Origin of the sequence: Nitrospira sp., assembly GCA_030692565.1 — a bacterium.
Classification (GTDB): Bacteria; Nitrospirota; Nitrospiria; order Nitrospirales; family Nitrospiraceae; genus Nitrospira_D.
In genome coordinates this window covers 33,556-53,385 of the sequence record JAUYAO010000030.1, presented here as the reverse complement: position 1 = coordinate 53,385, position 19,830 = coordinate 33,556, and the positions used below count along the sequence as shown (strand labels likewise).

At 58.9% G+C, this 19,830-nt stretch carries 10 protein-coding genes; 4 read left to right on the top strand and 6 right to left on the bottom strand.

The window, feature by feature from the left end:
- Positions 1-43 precede the first annotated feature (43 nt).
- On the top strand, positions 44-10,021 hold the full coding sequence (locus Q8N04_07445; GenBank protein MDP3090492.1) for a calcium-binding protein: 9,978 nt from the start codon (positions 44-46) through the stop codon (positions 10,019-10,021).
- 226 nt (positions 10,022-10,247) lie between these two features.
- On the opposite strand, the gene Q8N04_07440 is transcribed toward Q8N04_07445, so the two are convergent.
- Positions 10,248-10,652 (bottom strand): putative toxin-antitoxin system toxin component, PIN family, encoded by a 405-nt coding sequence (locus Q8N04_07440; GenBank protein ID MDP3090491.1) that lies wholly within the window; start codon positions 10,650-10,652, stop codon positions 10,248-10,250.
- Positions 10,649-10,906, bottom strand: coding sequence for a hypothetical protein (locus tag Q8N04_07435; protein MDP3090490.1), 258 nt, complete (start codon positions 10,904-10,906; stop codon positions 10,649-10,651). The genes Q8N04_07440 and Q8N04_07435 overlap by 4 nt, the downstream gene beginning before the upstream one ends.
- An 89-nt stretch (positions 10,907-10,995) precedes the next feature.
- Here Q8N04_07435 and Q8N04_07430 point away from each other — a divergent pair, with 89 nt between their 5' ends.
- From Q8N04_07430 to Q8N04_07420, 3 genes are read left to right on the top strand one after another with little or no spacing between them, the layout of a single operon-like run.
- The gene (locus Q8N04_07430; GenBank protein MDP3090489.1) at positions 10,996-13,185 is read left to right on the top strand and encodes a type I secretion system permease/ATPase; all 2,190 of its coding nucleotides are present in this window, start codon (positions 10,996-10,998) and stop codon (positions 13,183-13,185) included.
- A 6-nt stretch (positions 13,186-13,191) separates the two neighbouring features.
- On the top strand, positions 13,192-14,622 hold the full coding sequence (locus Q8N04_07425; GenBank protein ID MDP3090488.1) for an HlyD family type I secretion periplasmic adaptor subunit: 1,431 nt from the start codon (positions 13,192-13,194) through the stop codon (positions 14,620-14,622).
- Complete coding sequence (locus Q8N04_07420; protein ID MDP3090487.1) at positions 14,619-15,956, top strand: TolC family protein; 1,338 nt, start codon at positions 14,619-14,621, stop codon at positions 15,954-15,956. The genes Q8N04_07425 and Q8N04_07420 overlap by 4 nt, the downstream gene beginning before the upstream one ends.
- 93 nt (positions 15,957-16,049) lie before the next feature.
- On the opposite strand, the gene Q8N04_07415 is transcribed toward Q8N04_07420, so the two are convergent.
- The 4 genes from Q8N04_07415 to Q8N04_07400 all read right to left on the bottom strand — a co-directional run bounded on the left by Q8N04_07415 (position 16,050) and on the right by Q8N04_07400 (position 19,805).
- Positions 16,050-16,808 carry a DUF3365 domain-containing protein gene (locus tag Q8N04_07415; protein MDP3090486.1) on the bottom strand — a complete coding sequence of 253 codons (759 nt, stop codon included), beginning with the start codon at positions 16,806-16,808 and terminating at the stop codon, positions 16,050-16,052.
- Between the two features lie 268 nt (positions 16,809-17,076).
- Entirely contained in the window at positions 17,077-17,934 is an 858-nt protein-coding gene (locus tag Q8N04_07410) for an HDOD domain-containing protein (GenBank protein ID MDP3090485.1), read from the bottom strand.
- 153 nt (positions 17,935-18,087) lie between these two features.
- Positions 18,088-18,816 (bottom strand): hypothetical protein, encoded by a 729-nt coding sequence (locus Q8N04_07405; GenBank protein MDP3090484.1) that lies wholly within the window; start codon positions 18,814-18,816, stop codon positions 18,088-18,090.
- 83 nt (positions 18,817-18,899) lie between these two features.
- Positions 18,900-19,805, bottom strand: a complete 906-nt coding sequence (locus tag Q8N04_07400; GenBank protein ID MDP3090483.1) for a DUF72 domain-containing protein — start codon at positions 19,803-19,805, stop codon at positions 18,900-18,902.
- Positions 19,806-19,830: the final 25 nt, after the last annotated feature.

Below are 19,830 nucleotides of genomic sequence, written 5' to 3'. Positions count from 1 at the left end.
TATCGAGGGCGCGGAGAACGGTAGCGATACCGTCGAAAGCACAGTGAGTTTCACGCTTGGCGCCAACGTCGAAGATCTGACCTTGACTGGGACTGCCGATCTCAACGGCACCGGTAACGAGCTCGACAACCTCATCACCGGCAACAGCGGCATCAATCGGCTGGATGGCAAGGGTGGCACGGACCATCTGATCGGCGGAATCGGCAACGATATCTTAGCCGGTGGTATCGGCGACAACGATCTCCTTGAAGGCGGCGCGGGGATCGACACCTACTACTACAATACCGGCGATGGCATCGATCAGATCGAGGATTCCGATGCGAAGGGTCGAATTTTCTATGACGGGCAATTGTTACTTGGAGGGGTACGCCAGGACGGTGATCCTGCTGATACCTATAAGAGTATGGATGGGGCGTTCACGTATGTGATGTCTGGAGGGCATCTGATCGTGAACAGCGTGTTGACCATCAATGCCGATTTTCAGAGCGGGCAATTCGGGGTCAAGCTGGTGGATGGACCGGATATTCCATCGTATCAGAACGGTTGGGAAGTCAGGGAGTTCCAGCTCAGCGAACAACATCTCCGTACTGACACTATGAATGTGATTCTGAGGGGGACGAGCTCGCGGGATGAAATGGTTCTGTATCAAGGAAACGATGAGGTCTATGGGTATGGTGGAAACGATTTTCTAACGGCAGGTCTGGGCCATGATCGGGTCTATGGGGGAGATGGGAATGACTCGATCATAGGCAGCTTCTATTTTGCCAGCCAATGGCCTGCTAATCTCACCGAAGGTGCTGATCAACTCGATGGCGACGATGCATTATATGGTGAGGCCGGTAACGACTTCATCATTGGCCAGGCCGGCAACGATCGACTGTTTGGAGGGGAAGGCAATGACAATCTGAATGGAGACAATCATCTGTTCTATCCGTTCTACTTCTCCCCCCCTGGAGGCGATGATTTACTGGATGGCGGAGCAGGTGACGACATCCTTCGTGGTGACTATGGGGGCGATGTTCTAATCGGTGGCGATGGGGATGACACCATTTACGGAGACTACCTGCTTCACTACAAGCACAACAGTATCGATGGAACTCTCTCGTTTGTTGCCTTTGAGGTCGCTCGGGCTGGAGAGGATTACCTTGATGGTGGCGAGGGCGCCGATATTCTGTATGGCGATGGCGGGAACGATACACTGCTCGGGGGTGCTGGAAACGATATTCTCTATGGGGATTATGGTGGAACGGTTCAGGCTGGCGAGGAAACTCTGTTTGAGGAAGTCGGAGATGATTATCTCGATGGAGGGAGCGGCGACGATCTTCTTTACGGTCTGCGCGGACACGATGTGTTATCCGGCGGCGATGGGATCGACGCACTCTACGGGGGCGATGGCGCCGATGAAATCTATGGTGGAGTTGGAGACGACCTCTTGTCAGGCGACTATTTCGATAATTCCGCGCCCGGCGACGATTTGTTGTTTGGAGATGCAGGGAACGATTTACTCTTGGGAGCAGCCGGCAACGACTCACTCGACGGGGGTGAAGACGACGACGAATTACAAGGTGGAGAAGGTGATGATTTCCTGTTCGGGGGGAGTGGAGATGATCGGCTTTTTGGCCAGGAAGGCGATGATAGCGTATCGGGCGAAGAAGGCATAGACCAGCTCTCGGGTGGGGCCGGGGATGACGCAGTGTTCGGGGATGAGGGGAACGACGTTCTGCTAGGCGATGAAGGAATCGATACCATCTTTGGCGGGCGTGGTGACGACGGGCTGCGAGGAGGGCTTGGGGATGACATCCTTGACGGCGGAGAGGGAAACGACTTCTACGTGTTTCACTTGGGCGACGGGCACGATGTCATTTCGGATGGAGCCGGTTCACAAGAGGTCAACGAATTGGTGTTCGGGCCAGGGATTGCGCTTGCCGATCTCACCTTTGTTCATGACCCGGTTCGTCAAAGCCTGATGATTCAAATCAATGGTGGAGCCGACAGCATAGAGCTGCTTGGGGTTAACCTCAATAATGTCGCAGGCACTACGCCGGTCGAGCTGCTCAGCTTTGCCGATGGCAGTCAAATCGCGCTTGCGGATCAATTGCCGCTCCCTTCTGGTTTTCTAGGAGGAGACGATGGATCGGAAAGAATCCTGGCTGGCGCTGGGGATGATGTGATCTCAGCAGAGGGTGGGAATGATACGGTTTTTGCCGGCGCGGGGAACGATATCTTGATCGGTGGGCTCGGTGCGGACACGCTGTTTGGTGGTGTTGGGCGGGATACATATGTGTTCAATCCTGGCGATGGCCTTGATCTCATCTCCGATTCACATGAGGAAGGGAATCGTTTGGTATTCGGTGCAGGGATAAGCCCCGATGGACTTCGCTTAGAACTGGAGGCGAATTCCACGCTTGTCATCAGAGTTGGGCACTCAGACGGTGGAGTGCGCCTTTTCGGATTTAATCCGACGGACGTAGCTGGTTCTCACTCTATTGACAGCTTCGAGTTTGCCGATGGAACCATACTGAGTTATGCCCAGCTAGCGCAGAAGGGGTTTGATTTCATCGGAACACCTGATAGCGATGTTCTGCTCGGCACGGACCTATCTGACACCATGAGAGGGAATGCTGGGGCAGATATCCTTATTGGGCTGAGTGGAAACGATTTCTTGGATGGTGGGATTGGCAACGATGTCCTGAACGGTGGGGCCGGCAACGATGTGCTGGTGGGCGGGGCCGGCGACGATCAACTGTACGGGGGGACGGGCCATGACACCTACCAGTTCAATAGTGGCGACGGCATCGACTCCATCAGTGATGTGATCGCTGTGGGCGAGTCCAATCAGGTGACGTTCGGCGCTGGCATCACTCCGGACTCTCTGAAAATGACGACGGTGTTTGGTCAAGTGCTGGTGCGGCCTGGCGCAGCGTTCGAGGGCGTGCAGATCGGGGCGAACGGCAGCGATGTCTTGGGTGCTCATGCCGTGGATCGCTTTGAGTTCGCCGACGGGACAGTGCTGGCATATGCGGATCTGGTCGCGCGCGGATTCGATATCGATGGCACCGTATTTGACGATGTTCTGATCGGCACCAATGTCGTCGATCGCTTCCGCGGTGGATTAGGGGATGACCGTCTTGGGGGCGGGGCTGGGAACGATTCCTACTTCTTCAACACCGGTGATGGTGTCGATACGATTGCTGATACGGCCTCAGCCGGTGCAGGCAATGAGGTGGTCTTCGGTGCCGGCATCACGTCTGCCGATCTCCGCCTGGATCTGGCGCCCGATCAATCAGGAACCGGCGCGGGCGGCCTGCTGCTTCGCGTGGGGAGCGGCGGCGACGCGATTCAACTCGCTACCTTCGATCGCGCCAATGTGTTGGGTCCACGCACGGTGGACTCCTTCCGCTTTGCCGACGGCAGCACGCTGACCTACGATCAATTGCTTGCCCGCGGGTTCGATCTCACCGGCACGGAGGGTGACGACCAGATTGTCGGAACGAATGTGGTGGATCGAATCGTCGCCGGCGATGGCGCCGATGTCCTCCGGAGCGGACTGGGCGATGACACGCTCGACGGCGGGCTGGGGAATGATCGCCTGTTTGGTGGACAGGGGAGTGACACCTATGTGTTCGGGCCTGGATCAGGCGAGGACACCATCATCGAATCACAGGGCAGTCTCGATACGATCCGGATGGCGCCCGGAGTGGCTCCGTCGGACGTGGTGGTCACCAGGAACGACCGCGATCTCGTATTGAGCCTCAACGGCGGCGCGGATCGTCTGACGGTCGCGCTCTATTTCCTCGCGGCTCCCCTTCAGATCGAGCGTGTGCAGTTTGCCGATGGGACGGTCTGGGGCCAAGCGCTTATCGAGAATCTTGCTCAGCCTACGATCACCGGGACTGGTGGGACTGATTCCCTGACAGGTACGAGTGGACATGATCGCTTGGCTGGTTTGGCCGGCGACGATCAACTGGTTGGTCTTGCCGGAAATGATCGGCTTGATGGCGGCATCGGAGCCGATCAGCTCTCGGGTGGCGCGGGTGATGATACCTACATCATGAACGATGCGGGGGATGTGGTCACGGAGCTGGTGAATGAAGGAAACGATACCGTGCTCTCAGCAGTCGGTATTCAGCTGTCGGCCCATGTGGAGAACCTGACGCTCACCGGAAATGCCACGATCAATGGCGCCGGCAATGAGCTGGACAATGTGCTGACCGGCAACAGCGCGGCGAATGTGCTGTCCGGCGGCGCCGGCCACGATGCCTATGTGGTCGGCGCGGGCGATACGGTGGTGGAATTGGCTGGTGAGGGCATCGACACGATTGAAAGTGGCAGCACCTACGAATTGGGAGCGAATGTTGAGAATCTGGTCTTGGTCGGGAGCCAGATCATCAACGGGGTCGGAAACGATCTCGATAATGTGTTGAGTGGGAATGAGGCCCCGAATGTTCTCAGTGGAGGATTAGGCAACGATACGTATCTCGTGGGGACTGGCGATATCGTTGTCGAACGGTCAGGGGAAGGGACTGATACGATTGAAGTGACGGGATCGTACCGCCTCGGGGCCAATCTGGAGAAACTGGTCTTGAGGGATGAAGGCTTATCCGTGAGTGTCGAAGGCCTTGTTCTTACGGGCAACGAGTTGGACAACGTGTTAACGGGAAATCGCTATGCCAACATTCTCGACGGGGGTACAGGAGCGGATGTGCTCATCGGGGGAAACGGCGATGATGTCTATGTCGTCGACAACACTGGAGACACCGCTGTGGAAGAACTTTCCTCGGGAATCGACACGGTACGGAGTCTGGTCGATTATACGTTAGGCGCCAATGTCGAGGTGCTTGACCTTTCTGCTGGTGTGGCCCAATCAGGAACTGGGAACGATTTGGATAATAGCCTCTATGGGAACGCACAGGCCAACATTCTTGACGGCGGTGCGGGCAATGACTATTTGGCCGGAGGCCTTGGGCAGGATACGTACCTGTTTGGTCATGGGTCGGGAAGAGACACCGTTCAAGACACCGTGTTGGGCGAAGTCAATACGATTCTCATGGCACCCGATATCACCCCCGGTGATGTTGTGGTCACGACAGGGTATCCGTTCTCCCTTACTGCGCTCGTCATTCGAATCGTCAGCACTGGCGATGAGATCACGGTGCCTGATTTCTTTAACAGCCCTGCGCATCAGCAGACCCAAGCTATCCGATTCGCAGATGGCACGGTGTGGGATGGCAATGCCCTTGCTCTCCAAGCGTCTGCCTATCCCAGAACAATCCAGTCCGGGAATGCGCTCGATAACACCTTGCTTGGGGGTATCGGAGACGATGAGATTTTCGGGAATCTTGGTAATGATCAGTTGATCGGAGGGGCTGGGAACGATCAGCTGCAAGGAGGATCTGGCGGTGATGTGCTGAGAGGAGGGCTCGGAGACGATCACCTCTACGGTGAATCGTTCTTCTTTAACGGTATCCCACTTGAGGCGAATGATACGCTCCTTGGCGACGCGGGTAACGACACGCTATCCGGTGATTATGGAAATGACATACTCGATGGCGGAACGGGCGACGATATCTTGGCTGGCGGGGATGGGAACGATCAGTTAAACGGTGGCGCCGGGAGCGATTCGCTTGCTGGTGGAGCAGGGGGAGACGTCTATGTGTTTGGCCGTGGTTCGGGCCGGGACTTTGCCTACGGTGACGGTGAGGATGTCATCAGGTTGATGTCGGATGTGGCGCCATCAGATGTGACCATCACGAGAAGCGGCGCAGCGATATATCTGCGGATCAATGGGACGCAGGATGAGATCGGTACCTATTTAGACCCTAACGATCCCACGCTGCGGATTGGGCAGGTGGAGTTTTCCGATGGCATGATCTGGAGCCAGGCCACGCTGTTTCAAAAAGCACTTTCGATCGTCGGCACAAATGGCCCGGACTTCCTTGATGGTACAAGTCTTCAGGAAACACTGTCAGGTGGACAAGGTGATGATACGTACTACCGGTTCGCGCCCCAGGATACGATCATAGAAGCTTCCAGTGAAGGCCTTGACACGGTTATCGGCCTGGATGGCGTGACGCTTCCCGCGAATGTTGAGAACTTGACGTTGTATGAAGACGGGACCTTAGTCGGTGGGGCTGAACGGGGGACAGGGAATGCGCTGAATAATATCTTGATCGGCAATCATGCGGACAATGTGCTCGATGGAGGAGCAGGCAACGATACGCTCATTGGGGGCTCTATCTTTATCGATGAGTTAGGCGGGGCGCTCGGTGATGGGAGCGACATCCTTATCGGTGGCGAGGGAGACGATTTCTTGCAAGCGTTCGGCGGAGTCGTCAATCCTGATGGGAATGAGATTCCGCTGAGTGCATTTGGGGAAGATCTGTTGATCGGCGGACAGGGAAACGATACCTATGTTGTCTCTCATTCAAACGAGACCATTCTTGAGAGTGTCGGCGAAGGCATCGACACTGTGGTGGCGGGCTTTGAATACACGCTGGGGCAGAACCTTGAGAATCTGAGGCTCACAGGAGGTCGTGCTGGAACTGGGAATGAGCTCGGCAATCTCCTCATCGGTAATTCAGCGGACAATGTCCTTGCGGGTGAGGCTGGAGACGATACTCTCTGGGGGGGAAATGGTCTGAACCCCGACAATCTCAGTGAAACAATCTCGGGCAACGACACACTCATTGGGGGTTCTGGCGACGACACCTATCTCTTCAACCTCGGCGACGGGATCGACACCATTCAGGACACGGTAATGGTGGGTGAAGGTAACCGGGTTCAGTTCGGTGTTGGGATCAGTCGGACCGATCTGGCTTTCACGGAGGACATGGTCGCAAGGACGCTTACGATTCACGTCGGTTCCGGTGGGGCTGACCAGCTGATCTTGACCAACTTCGACTCCGCCGGCGTCAACGGGTCTCTCGTCGTCGAGACCCTGGCGTTTGCCGATGGCCGCACGGCGAATCTGGCCAGCCTGCTCGGCCCATCGATCACGATCACTGGGACGGAGGATGCGGATGTGCTCGTCGGTACCATTGGGAACGACGGGATCGATGCGCTGGGCGGGAATGACACGGTCATTGCCGGAGCAGGGAACGACACGATCACGGGTGGAACCGGGAACGATACGCTCATCGGTGGAGCTGGCGACGATACCTATGTCTTCAATGCCGGCGATGGGATCGATACCATCACCGATGCGAGTGTGCCGGGAGAAGGCAACACCGTTCAGTTTGGGCAAGGGATCGACCCTGCCGGTCTGAGCCTCGATCTGGGCTCGCTGCTGATCCGCGTCGGCGCGACCGGCGACGCGATCCATCTGACGAATTTCGATCCGACCAATGTGCTGGGGCCGAGGACAATTGAATCGTTCCGATTCGCCGACGGGACGGTGCTGTCCTACGATCAATTGATTGCCCGTGGGTTCGATCCGGCCGGTACGGCCGGCCACGACACGATTGCAGGTACGAACGTCGTGGACCGGATCAGCGGCCTAGCCGGTGACGACTCGATTGAAGCTGGCGCAGGACAGGATGTGCTGCGTGGAGGGTCGGGAAACGATACCTACCGGTTCAATCTCGGCGATGGCCTCGACACCATCGAGGATATCGTCGCCGTCGGAGAGGGCAACCGGATTCTCTTTGGCGCGGGGATTGCTCAGAGCGATCTGACATTCACGCACGATGAAGCCGCACGGACGCTGACGATTCAGGTAGGGGCAAGCGGAACGGACCAGCTCCTCCTCACGAACTTCGATCCTACAGGCGCAAACGGCTCTCACGTGGTCGAGACGCTGGCTTTTGCCGATGGCAACATGGTGAATTTGACGGATCTGTTTGTCAACCATGCGCCGAGGCTTACCAATCCGCTGGCCGATCAGACCGTGCCGGAGGATGCGCCGTTTACAGTCGTGGTGCCTTCCACCACCTTTGCCGATGAGGACGCGGGCGATGTGCTGACCTACAGCGCCGGCCTGGCTGACGGGAGCACACTCCCAGCCTGGCTGAGTTTCGATGCGACCACCCGTTCATTCAGTGGCACGCCTGATGATGCCCAAGTGGGGGCGCTGGATCTACGCGTGACTGCCACGGATACGGGCAACCTCACCGTGTCTGATGTCTTCACCCTCACGGTGACGAATGTCAACGAGGCCCCGACGGTCGCCGCTCCGTTGGCCGATCAAACAGCAGTGGAAGATACGCTGTTCAGTCTGGTCGTGCCCGCAGGAACCTTTGCGGACGTGGATGCCGGCGATGTGCTGGCCTACAGCGCCACGCTGGACAACGGGGCTGTGCTTCCCACGTGGCTCAGCTTCGATCCGGCCACGCGGACCTTCAGCGGTACACCGCTAAACGCCGATGTGGGCACGCTCACCATTGCGGTGACGGCGACGGATCTTGGCAGCCTCAGTGCGACGGAGACGTTTGTGCTCGCCATCCAGAACGTCAACGACGCGCCGACGGTGGCGGTGCCGCTGGCCGATCAGCAGGCGGCGACAGGTGCGCTGTTCATCGTGGTTGTCCCAACCGGAACGTTTGCCGATCTCGATGCCGGCGATACCCTGACCTATAGTGCGACGCTGGCCAACGGTGCCGCGCTGCCCACCTGGCTGAGCTTCAATCCAGCGACGCGCATGTTCAGCGGCACACCTCAAGGGAGCGACATCGGCGCACTCGATGTCCGCATCATCGCGACCGACCAGGGGAACCTCAGTGTGGCGGACGTCTTCGCGCTGACGGTGACGGTTCAGGACCTGGTCCTGACGGGGACTGCCGGCAATGATGTGCTGACGGGCGGGGCCGGCCACGATCAGCTGTTCGGGTTGGCGGGCAACGATACGTTGCAAGGGGGTGCCGGGCATGACCTCCTCGACGGCGGAACGGGGGCTGATTCGATGACGGGCGGCGCCGGCAATGACACGTATGTGGTCGAGCATTTCTTTGATGTGGTCACGGAAGCCGCGAATGAGGGCACCGACCAGGTGCAGAGTGCGCTGCTGGCCTACCAGCTGGGGGCCAATGTCGAGAACTTGACGCTGACGGGCACCGGCCCGAGCGCGGGGATCGGCAATGGGCTGTCCAATGTGCTGACCGGCAACAGCGGGGCCAACTTGCTCGACGGCAAGGGCGGGGCCGATACGATGGCCGGTGGCGCAGGGGACGACCTCTATATGGTGGATCATACCGGCGACACCGTGATCGAACAGGCCAATGAAGGCGCGCTCGATTCGGTCACGAGTTCGGTGACGTACAGCTTGAGCACCCACGTCGAGAATCTCGTATTGACGGGATCGGCGGCCATCAACGGCACCGGCAACGCGCTCGACAATGTCCTCACCGGCAATAGTGCCGCCAACGTGCTCGCCGGGTTGGACGGCCACGACACCTATGTGATCGGCGCGGGCGATACGGTGATCGAAGCCGCGAATGGAGGCACGGACACGGTCGTCAGCGGCATCACGCACACCCTTGCGACCAACGTGGAGAATCTGACCTTGATCGGATTCAGCGCCGTCAACGGCACCGGCAATAGCTTGAACAATACGATGACCGGCAACCGCGCCAATAACATGCTGAGCGGCGCCGGTGGCAACGACACCCTGCGTGGTGGTCTGGGGAACGACCAGGTGAATGGAGGTGCCGGCAACGATACCGTCTTGTTCGGTCGTGGCGATGGGCAGGATCTCGTCCAGGACAACAGCGGGACGGCAGACAAGATTCTGTACGACGCAGGCATCAATCCCTTGGATCTTGTGTTGAGCCGCCAGGCGAACGATCTGCGGCTCACGATTCATGGCAGCACCGACCGTGTGACGATTCAGAATTGGTATAGCGCTCCTGCCACGGCCCAGGTTGAAACGATCCAGGCAGGCAACGGGCAAACGATGTTGAACTCGCAAGTCGATCAGCTCATCCAGGCGATGGCCACCTTCACGACGCAGACGGGCCTCACCTGGGACCAGGCCATCGATCAACGGCCGCAGGATGTGCAGACGGTCTTGGCGGCCAGTTGGCAGTGAACGGTGCAGGGGAAATGGTGAATGGTGGATGGTTCATGTTGAATGGGCAGGATGGGACGAGATAGAAACGCGAGACGTGAACCGTGAACCGTGAACGGTATTGGGGGCCATCTCGTTGTCGCCCTGTCTCTCTAGTTCCGGACGAGATGGACCGGAGCGACCAGACAGACGAGCGATGCGTCAACTGCGACTCTGAGCGAGGTCGAGGACTTCGGCGATGAGCACGTTACCGGAACAGATTGAGGAAGGTTCGTGGGGAGACGATCTGGACTCCACGAAAGTGTTTGAGAGGCTGCAGATGGCGCTTGTCGCCCGTAATCAGATAGTCCGCGCGTGCACTGACGGCGCATTCCAGGATGCGATGGTCGGGTTCATCCCCTACCACACCGTCGAAATGGAGGGTTGGAAGGATACGGCCACTGAGAGCACGCAACTCCGCGATCGCGTCACGAACCTGAAGATCGCTCCAACCAAACTTGTCGCGCAAAGTTCGGCGCAGCTCACGCTCAATCGGCGGGGAATGGTAGAGCGCGATCAGGCCGGATCGGGCCATGCTGAGAATCGTCTCGCAGGGTCCTCCGAACAGCAGAGCCGAGATGTAAATATTGGTGTCCGCAACCGCGGTGATCACCGCGGTCTCATCCGTGCGCGGGTCGGTCGGTGCCGGATGAACCGCTCGAGGTCGGCTTCCGTCTTGATGCCAAGGCGCTTGGCGGTCTCAGCGCCCCACCGGCGAAGCCGCTGCCAACGCCGTGAGGTGAGGTATTGCCGCAACGCCGCCTCAACGAGCTTCGCCGGAGTCGTGGCCTCCGCGCTTGCCGCGCGTTTGGTCTCACGCACCAGATCGTTCGGAAGCACAATCGTCATTGGTTTCGGCGTTGCCATCGTCGTGTGTCCTCTTCAGCGTCAGATCGTGTCGTTAGCTTGGGCTAGGAGACGGGGTTCTGTCAAGCAACAGAACCCGAGTTGACGCCATGCCAACCGACGTAGGGAGGGGTGCTCCTCCATCTGATTCAACACCACCACCAGCGACATCTGGAACTACGGATACAGGCCTCATCTGTCTCCTGATCATCGCCCGGTACTACGATCTTCCCGCAGACGGGTCACAGTTGCGCCATCAGTTTGCCCAGTCTGGGCAGACGCTTTCCGACACCGGGCTCCTGCGCGCGGCGAAACATCTTGGGTTGAAAGCGGGATCGCTCGCGACGACATGGAGCAAACTGGCGGGGACGCCCTTTCCCGCGATCGCGAAGCGCACAGACGGCCGGTATGTCGTGCTGGCGAAGTTTGAGGGCGACAAGGCGCTGATCCAAGACCCTGTGGCCGGGCGGCCGTTGGTGCTCTCGCGCGAGCAGTTTGAGTCGGCCTGGACCGGTGAGCTGTTGCTCTTTACGAAGCGGGCCAATCTGCGCCTGCACGATCTGAAATTCGATTTCACCTGGTTCATTCCCTCCATCGTGAAGTACCGGAAGTTTCTCGGCGAAGTGCTCGTCGCCTCGTTCTTCCTGCAACTCTTTGCACTGCTGACCCCGCTATTCACCCAAGTCGTCATCGATAAAGTCCTCGTCCACAAGGGGTTCACGACTCTCCATGTGCTGGCGATCGGCATGATCGGATTGGCTGTGTTTGACGCACTCCTCGGCGGATTACGTACCTATCTGTTTTCCCATACGACCAATCGCATTGATGTCGGGCTCGGCGCCCAGCTGTTCCGCCACATTCTGGCGCTCCCGCTGGCGTATTTCGAAGCGCGACGGGTGGGCGACACGGTGGCCCGGGTGCGCGAACTGGAACAGATCCGTCAGTTTCTGACGAGCCATTCGGTCACGGTAGTGTTGGATGTGCTGTTCACGGTGGTCTTTCTTGCCGTGATGTGGCTGTACAGTCCGATGCTGACGGGCGTGGTGATGGTGTCGTTGCCGTTCTATGCCTTCTTGTCGATTGCGATTACCCCGGCGATCCGGGCCAGGCTTCATGAAAAGTTCAATCGCGGCGCGGAGAACCAGTCCTTCCTGGTCGAGGCGGTTAGCGGGATTCAGACGGTGAAGGCCATGGCCGTCGAGCCGCCGTTGTTACGCAAGTGGGAGGAGCAACTGGCCGGCTATGTGCGCGCCAGCTTTCGTGCGACGAGTCTGATTACGGTGGCAAGCCAAATTGCGACCTGCATCCAGAAAGTCACTGTCGTCGCGGTGCTCTGGGTCGGAGCCTATCGCGTGATCGAAGGGGATCTCAGTATCGGGCAGTTGATCGCCTTTAATATGCTGTCGGCCCAGGTGACCGGCCCGCTGTTACGCCTCGTCAATCTCTGGCAGGAGTTTCAGCAGGTCGGGATCTCGGTGCAACGGCTCGGGGATGTGCTCAATACGCAGCCGGAGCCGTCCTACAACCCGAACCGGACCACATTGCCGCAAGTCGCCGGGCAGGTCGTGTTTGAAGGGGTGACCTTTCGGTACCGCCCGGACGGGCCGGAAGTGCTGCGCAAGATCTCGTTTATCGTGGCGCCTGGCGATGTCATCGGTATTGTCGGGCGGTCGGGGTCCGGGAAGAGCACCATCGCCAAATTGATTCAACGGCTCTATGTGCCGGAACGGGGCCGCATTCTGGTCGACGGCGTCGATCTGGCGCAGGTCGATCCTGCCTGGCTGCGCCGGCAGGTGGGTGTCGTCCTGCAAGAAAACTTTCTCTTCAACCAATCTGTTCGCGACAACATTGCGTTGACGGATCCCGGGCTGGCGATGGAGCAGGTGATGCAGGCGGCGAAGCTGGCCGGGGCGCACGAGTTCATCCTGGAATTGCCGGAAGGCTACGACACGATGGTGGGGGAACATGGCTGCTTGCTGTCAGGCGGACAACGGCAGCGGATTGCCATTGCCCGCGCGTTGGTGGCGAATCCCCGCATTCTGATCTTCGATGAAGCGACGAGCGCGTTGGATTATGAATCAGAGGCGATGATTCAGCAGAACATGGCGCACATCTGCAACGGGCGCACGGTATTCATTATTGCGCATCGTCTCAGTACCGTGCGGCCGGCTCATTGTATCTACGTGATCGACAAAGGCGAAGTAGTGGAATCTGGCTCGCATGAGGAGTTGGTGCAGCTCAAGGGATTCTATGCCCGGCTGTGTCGGCATCAGGATGGCGTGCGGCCGGTGCCGGCGTAAGGAGTCATGACTCAGGAGAGCGGGGGATTGCAGATGGCGTTCGGCGCAGTGGCACGACATTGGGCGGTCTGGAAAGCGGCCTGGCAGACGGAAAAGGGGCCAGGAGCCTTGGGGGCAGGGTTCCTGACCCCCTCGTCACGTACCACGGAGTTTCTTCCGGCTGTGCTCGAGATTCAGCAGTCGCCGCCGTCGCCGATCGGCCGGGCGATTCTGTGGACCATCGTGGCGGTCTTCACCTCCGCGGTGCTCTGGGCCTCCTTCGGATGGATCGATATCGTCGCGACGGCGCAGGGCAAGATCATCCCCAGCGGCTATTCCAAAGTGATCCAGCCCTATGAAACGGGTGTGATTGCGGCGATCCATGTGCTGGACGGGCAGGTGGTGAAGAAAGGCGATGTCCTGATTGAGTTAGACCCCACGCAGAATCGTGCGGACCATGATCGGGCTTCCAATGAATATCGTGCGGCCAGGGTGGAGGCGGCGAGACTGCGCGCACTGATTGCAGGACAGCCGACCTTTGAGGCGCCTGCTGATGCCGATCCGCCATATGTGGCGCTGCAACAGCAGTTGCTGATCGATCATCTGGCCGAATATCACGCGAAAGTGGCGGCGGCCCAACACCTCGTTGACCAGCGCCGATCCGCCTTGGAGCAAACCCGCGAGAATGTGATCAGGCTTGAAGCGACCGTTCCTATGGAGACGGAGCGCGCTGAGGCGTACAAGAAGCTGCTCGAACACGATGCCGTCACCAAGATGGATTTTCTGCAGGCCGAAGGGCAGCGCATCGACAAGGTGCAGGAGCTGGCCGGCCAACGGAACAAGGTAAAGCAGGATCAGTCGGCGCTGGCTGAGGCCGAGAAGCACTATCGCGCAATGGTGTCGGAATTCCAGCAAACTAAGCAGGTCGAACTCTCCACCACCGAAACCAAAGCCTCGTCGCTTGTGCAGGACGTGACCAAGGCCGGCCAGAAGGCGGAGTTACAGCGGCTGACGACCCCGATTGACGGCGTGGTTCAACAGTTGGCCGTCCATACGGTCGGTGGCGTGGTCACGCCGGCGCAGCAATTGGTGCTCGTCGTGTCGCAAGAGCATCCGGTGGAAGTCGAGGCGCAGGTGGAAAACAAAGACGTGGGGTTTGTAAAGGAAGGCCAGCCGGTCGAGATCAAAGTCGAAACCTTTCCCTTCACGCTCTATGGGACGATCCCCGGTCGTGTGTTGACGGTGTCCGACGATGCCGCGCCGATTGAAAAAGTCGGCCTGATGTATCCCACCCGCGTGAGTATGGATCGAGGCACGATTCACGTAGAGGGCAAACAGGTGAATTTGACTCCTGGAATGGCGGTGACCGTCGAAATCAAAACCGGCCAGCGGCGGATCATCGAGTATCTGCTGAGTCCCTTGCTGAAATCCGTGAAAGAAAGTCTGCGGGAACGATGATGCGACTTGGGGTGCTGACTGTGGCAGCCGGTCTCGTCGCCCTCGTGCTGCACCACGGCGTGTGGGCTGCTGAGACGACCGGGGCTGTTGCTCCCCTTCCGCCGGCTGTGCTTACTCTGACGCTGCGTGAGGCGCTCACTGCGGCGGTCGATAATAATCCCGACGTGCAGCTCTATAAGGAACGGATTGCAGCCGCGCAGGGACAGGTGCAGACGCAATTGGGCAGCCTCCTGCCCAATTTGGCAGGCACGGTTCGGCAGACGCGGCAAACGCAGTTTCTCGGAACCTTCGGGCTTGCTCCTCAGCGGACCGATCCGTTCAGTATCTTCGATGGGCGGGTGAATGCGTCGCAAAATCTCTTCAGCGTCAGTCTTATCCAGCGGTGGCGCGCGTCGCGCGAATCACTGCATGTGACCGAGTTTGAGTCAGACAGCCGGAAGTACGATGTCATGGCCAGTGCCGCGTTAGCCTACATGGAAGGGCTGAAGGCCATGGCGATGGTGAAGATGCATGAGGCCAATCAGCGGGTGATGGAAGAATTGCTTGTGTTGGTGAAGCAACGGCAGCGCGGCGGGGTGGCGACGGGATTGGACATCGCCCGGCTCGATGCTCAGATTGCGACCGAGCGGCAGTTGGCATCTACCTCCCGTTATGAGGTCGAGCACAGCAAGCTCACGTTGCTCAACCTGTTGGCGATTCCCTACGACGTCAAGCTGGCACTGACGGATGACCTCAAGAGAGAGATCGGGGAGGTTCTTGATACGCAGGATGCTGTGGAGAGTGCTTTGAGTGCTCGACCGGAAGTGCAGGCGCAGTTCACCCGGGTGAAGGCGTCGGAGCTGACCTACTCATCCATAACCGGCGAGCGTCTCCCTTCGCTGGTCGCGCAGGGAGACTACGGGCTGATCGGAAACCGTTGGAACAATTCGCTCGACACCTACAATATGGCGCTCTTACTTCAGATTCCCATTTTCGACGGCGCGCAGCGGGAAGGGCGTATTGCCGAATCTAGAAGCCAGTTGAGGCAGGAAGCCCTCCGCATGCGGGCGGTAATTAACCAGGTAAAGATGGAAGTGCACGATGCTTTGGCCGCCGTCGCCGCGGCCAGAGAGCAGGCGGCGATTGCGCAGGCGGGGTTGCAGATGGCGACGAAGGAACTCGACCTTGCACGGGAACGTTACGCGGTGATCACCGCTGCCAGCTACTTCGAACTGACGAATGGACTGACCAGTGTGGCTAGAGCCAGAGAGAATCTGGTCAACGCGCTGTTCCAACTCAACGCTGCCCGCGTGAATCTCGCTCGCTCGACCGGCTCGCTGAATACGCTCCAGTAAGTAGTTTGCGGTGTGAGCATGCCCGGATTGCCTGCGCGGAGGACTGTAGCGCATCACTCTTGGGCCGCAAGGTTTGTTCTAAGTTAGCCTAGGTTACTGGAGGGGGATCATGACGCTGATGGCGCCGCCGAGGTCGCCTTCTTTGCCGCCTTCTCGCGCATACCCGGAGATGTCCCGTTCGCCTTTCGGTTCCCCGTGGCAGACCAGGCAGGATTTCTCATAGTAGAGCGGGAGCATCAAGCGAGCACTGCGTCCTCCGTCCACCAGCTCGCTGATGATTTGGTGCTTGCTGGATCCGGAAGAGGAACCGCCGAACCGTTCGAAGGCAGCCGTCTCATAGTCGTCGGGCTTGTTGTTTAGATTCCGCACCAAATGGTCGGGTGCAGTCTGCTTCATATAGATCGGTGAAAACTTTTGAAACCGGGCGGCGGTCTCGGTGCCGAAAGTCGCCGGGATGAGGCCTTTGTATCGCATCGCTGGAAGGCTGAGTACGGGTTGGTAACTTTGGATGGTTCCAATGCTGTCTCTGAGGAGTTGGGCAAGAAGCGGCTTAGCCATTGGCGGGACAGTCGCACCTTCCAGGGTATTCAGTGCGATTCCGGTCTGCCGCTGGAACTCAGCTTGCACTTCTTGTTCAAATAATTCCGGCGTGAATTTCTTGTCTGTCTGATTCGGAGTATTGATGAGGTCCTGGTGCTTGGCGATCGTGACCCGCCCGGAATCCAGTAGGATCGCCAACAATCGTGCCGTTTCCAGCGCGTCTTCTTGTTGGCCTCCGAACAGGCGGGATGATAGGACGGCAAGGGTGAACAGCGCCATTGCCACGAGAAGCCGGAATCGATGCGTCTTCATACGGTAACCATCCCTTTCCTTCCAGGCACTGATATCCGTCGGGGGTGATACCCTACCGCGTCGGGACTGCGCCTGGCCACTCCTCAAAAGAGGGGAGTGGAAGCCGCACGAGAGCGTTTTTATAGGGTTTGGGTGGGTTACGGTATGGGGACCAAGGCACGGGCGTCCCGGGCCGGCAGATTGCGTGCGAGGGATGAGGCCGCTGGTGCGCTGTATGCGATGGCGCGTTGAATCGGAGCGGCGGAAGAGTGGGCCGTCGTTCCGGACTCTACGCTGCCATCGCCAGTGGGTAGATGAACGAGAGGGTGTCTTGCAGTTGGCTTTGGGCTTCGGTGAGCAGAGCCGGGCGCTCGTCGGGATTGAACTTCGTACAGGAGAGTGAGAAAGGATCAAAGACTGGAGGCTGCTTGGCGCGGATGGGGTCTAATTCAGCGTGATCGGCGACGGCGCCGGCGAGGTGGACGATTGACGCATGGAGATTGTACTCCCCGGCTTCATTCGGACTCAGTTGATGGCGAATAGCCTGTTCGATCTGGCCCGGCATGCCCCAGAAGCGAATCAATTCTGCGCCGACTTCGGTGAAGTCGAAGCCGATGTTCGACTGTTCCACTTCCGCCAGCGCGGTGCCGAAGTTGCCCGCTTCGACAAGGGCCGACTGGGCCCGTTCCGGAATCGTCTGATACAGCACCAAGTGGCCGATATCCCGCAGCAGGCCTTCGATAAAGAACCGCTCGCTGTCCTCGATTCCACAGGCCTTCGCAATCTTGCCGGCCAGCAAGGCGCAGAGGACGCTCTTGCGCCAGTAGGCCGGCAGATCCATCAAGTCCGAGGTCATGCCACTGAAGGTTCGTCCGATGGTGGTGGCCGCGACCAGGTCGCTGACGGCTTGCATCCCGATCAGATTCACTGCGCGGGTCATGGTATCAATCTGTTTGGGAAATCCGTAGAGCGGGCTATTGACGATGCGCAGCAGCCGGGCGGAAATCGCCGGGTCGAGCTTGAGCGCGTTGGCCAAGTCATCCATGGTCGAGGTCGAGTCGTCGACGACGTCGCGCACGCGAAAATAGATTTCAGGAAGCGTGAAGATGTTCGAGCAGGATTGGACGAGTTCTTGTGCTGACGACATTGCCGTGCACCCTCCCTACTTCATAGATCCGGGACTGGTTCGAAGAGGCTCTCGGCTATCTCTATCGGTTGTGACCCAGTCGAACTAAAGGGGGAGGCAGAATAAATCTGTGGAGGCGGGTCGGGAGGCGGCGGAAATGGCTGGTGATGCGGGCTATTTCACCAGCCAGACACGATAGGTTTTGCTGCCGGCCGGTTTTGTCACTTTGAGGACGGCGATGGCTCCGGGATTCATGACATCATCGCCGGTGGCCGTGCGCCGGGCCGGGTAGCGCTCGGTCTTCATGAGCAAGCCCTGATCATCATAGAAATCTACCATAATATCCGCCGATTCCCGTAACCCGCCCTGATAGTGGGTGCCGAGCCAGTCCAGCCGCTTGAGGGCTTGGTATTGAATCGCAATGGCGCCCGTGGCGTCTTCCTTCACAGCAAGGATCCGCAACACACGGTTCTGGTCGATCCCTTCCGTCGGCGAAGGGCCGCTGGTCAGCTGCGTGCGAATGACACGCGCGCTCTCGTCTGTCTGGAGATACCCATGGACTCGGCAGGAGATGGTTCGTCCCTGTTCAGATTGTTCGACGATCTGGGGGTCGTGAACATGACGATTCGCAAGGGTATACGACAGCTCACGCAAGAGGGGGGAGTCGATCACGGAGGCGGTGGATTCCCGATAGAGGGACGAGCTGATGACGGCCTGGCGCCAGGCTTCCCGACAGGCCAGCGCTTTGGCGTCGGCGACAGACTCTGATTCGCGCGCGGCATACCGATACTCGCCGATGATTTCAAGCCGGCCGTTCGTGGCTTCCGCCGCTTGCACCGGAAGAGGAATGCCGATCAGTGCGGAGAGGAGCAGGACACCGGTGGTGGAGTGACGGACAGCCATAACGCCTCCTCTGAGGTGGACGAACGAGAAACGACTCAACCTTCGTCGCCGATACATGTCATGCTACCACGCGAGTTACGCACTCACAACGGTGGCCCGGTCGGTTTGGCGAGCGCTTCAAGTACCGCTTGGACGGTGAGCGGGCTGCAGCCCTCGGATCGATTATTCACGAGGACATACGAGGACCGTCCATCCCCCGCTGCTTGCGTCACAAGCGCGATGGTCTCCTGCCGCATACGCGGTTGCGGTTGCACGATGCGATCGTAGGGGGCGTAGCGTTCGACCGCTGTGTCATAGGCCAGCCCCAGCGGGGTCAGGAGTCGAAGGACGGTGAAGGGGGCGGTGAATGTGCCGGCCATTTTCTGATGTTGTTCGGACAGCGGGGGCATGGCCGTCCAGTGATTGTAGACATGGGCCACGCCGTGCGCTCGAAGTATGTCGTGATAGCGCGGGCCGAGGATGGCGGGATTTCTCACTTCGGTCGCGTAGGCGGGGCCGGGTGGCAGCTGTTCGAGAAACCGGTCGAGCTGTTGCAGAAAGACGGCTGGATCAAGGCCCCAGCGCTGAAACTCGAAGATGAAGGGGCCGAGCTTTTGGCCCAAGCCCTCCAAGGCCGGCTGCAGGACGAGGTCACGAAAGGTGCCGAGCTCAAGAAACCGCGGATTGGGCTTGCCGGCCTTCGCGCCGTATCGCGGTAGGTTGGCATAGGCGGGGACGGTGATCTCTTCCCACACTTTCTGGCAGAAGCGGAACTCGTCCGGCACTTGCTCGGCGTAGTGGGCAAGTTGCTTGACGCTGGCCGGTCGGTAAAATGAATGATCGATGCCGACGGTGGTGAAGAGGGGCGTGTCGTATATGCGATACGCGGCGTACTCTGCGAGCGTGTCCTGGCTGAACCGACTTTTCGGATAGGTTCGATGGTAGACGAGTCCTTGCCAGCCTTCGTAGGCCCATGAACTCGTGCCGAAGCGGGGAACCGTCGTATCCACTGGCATTCCGAATAGTCAGAAATAG

Coding starts and splice junctions, on each gene's coding strand:
- Q8N04_07430 (MDP3090489.1), top strand. CDS start 10,996: ATGCCAACCGACGTAGGGAGGGGTGCTCCTCCATCTGATTCAACACCA.
- Q8N04_07425 (MDP3090488.1), top strand. CDS start 13,192: ATGACTCAGGAGAGCGGGGGATTGCAGATGGCGTTCGGCGCAGTGGCA.
- Q8N04_07415 (MDP3090486.1), bottom strand. CDS start 16,808: ATGAAGACGCATCGATTCCGGCTTCTCGTGGCAATGGCGCTGTTCACC.
- Q8N04_07405 (MDP3090484.1), bottom strand. CDS start 18,816: ATGGCTGTCCGTCACTCCACCACCGGTGTCCTGCTCCTCTCCGCACTG.
- Q8N04_07410 (MDP3090485.1), bottom strand. CDS start 17,934: ATGTCGTCAGCACAAGAACTCGTCCAATCCTGCTCGAACATCTTCACG.
- Q8N04_07435 (MDP3090490.1), bottom strand. CDS start 10,906: ATGGCAACGCCGAAACCAATGACGATTGTGCTTCCGAACGATCTGGTG.
- Q8N04_07420 (MDP3090487.1), top strand. CDS start 14,619: ATGATGCGACTTGGGGTGCTGACTGTGGCAGCCGGTCTCGTCGCCCTC.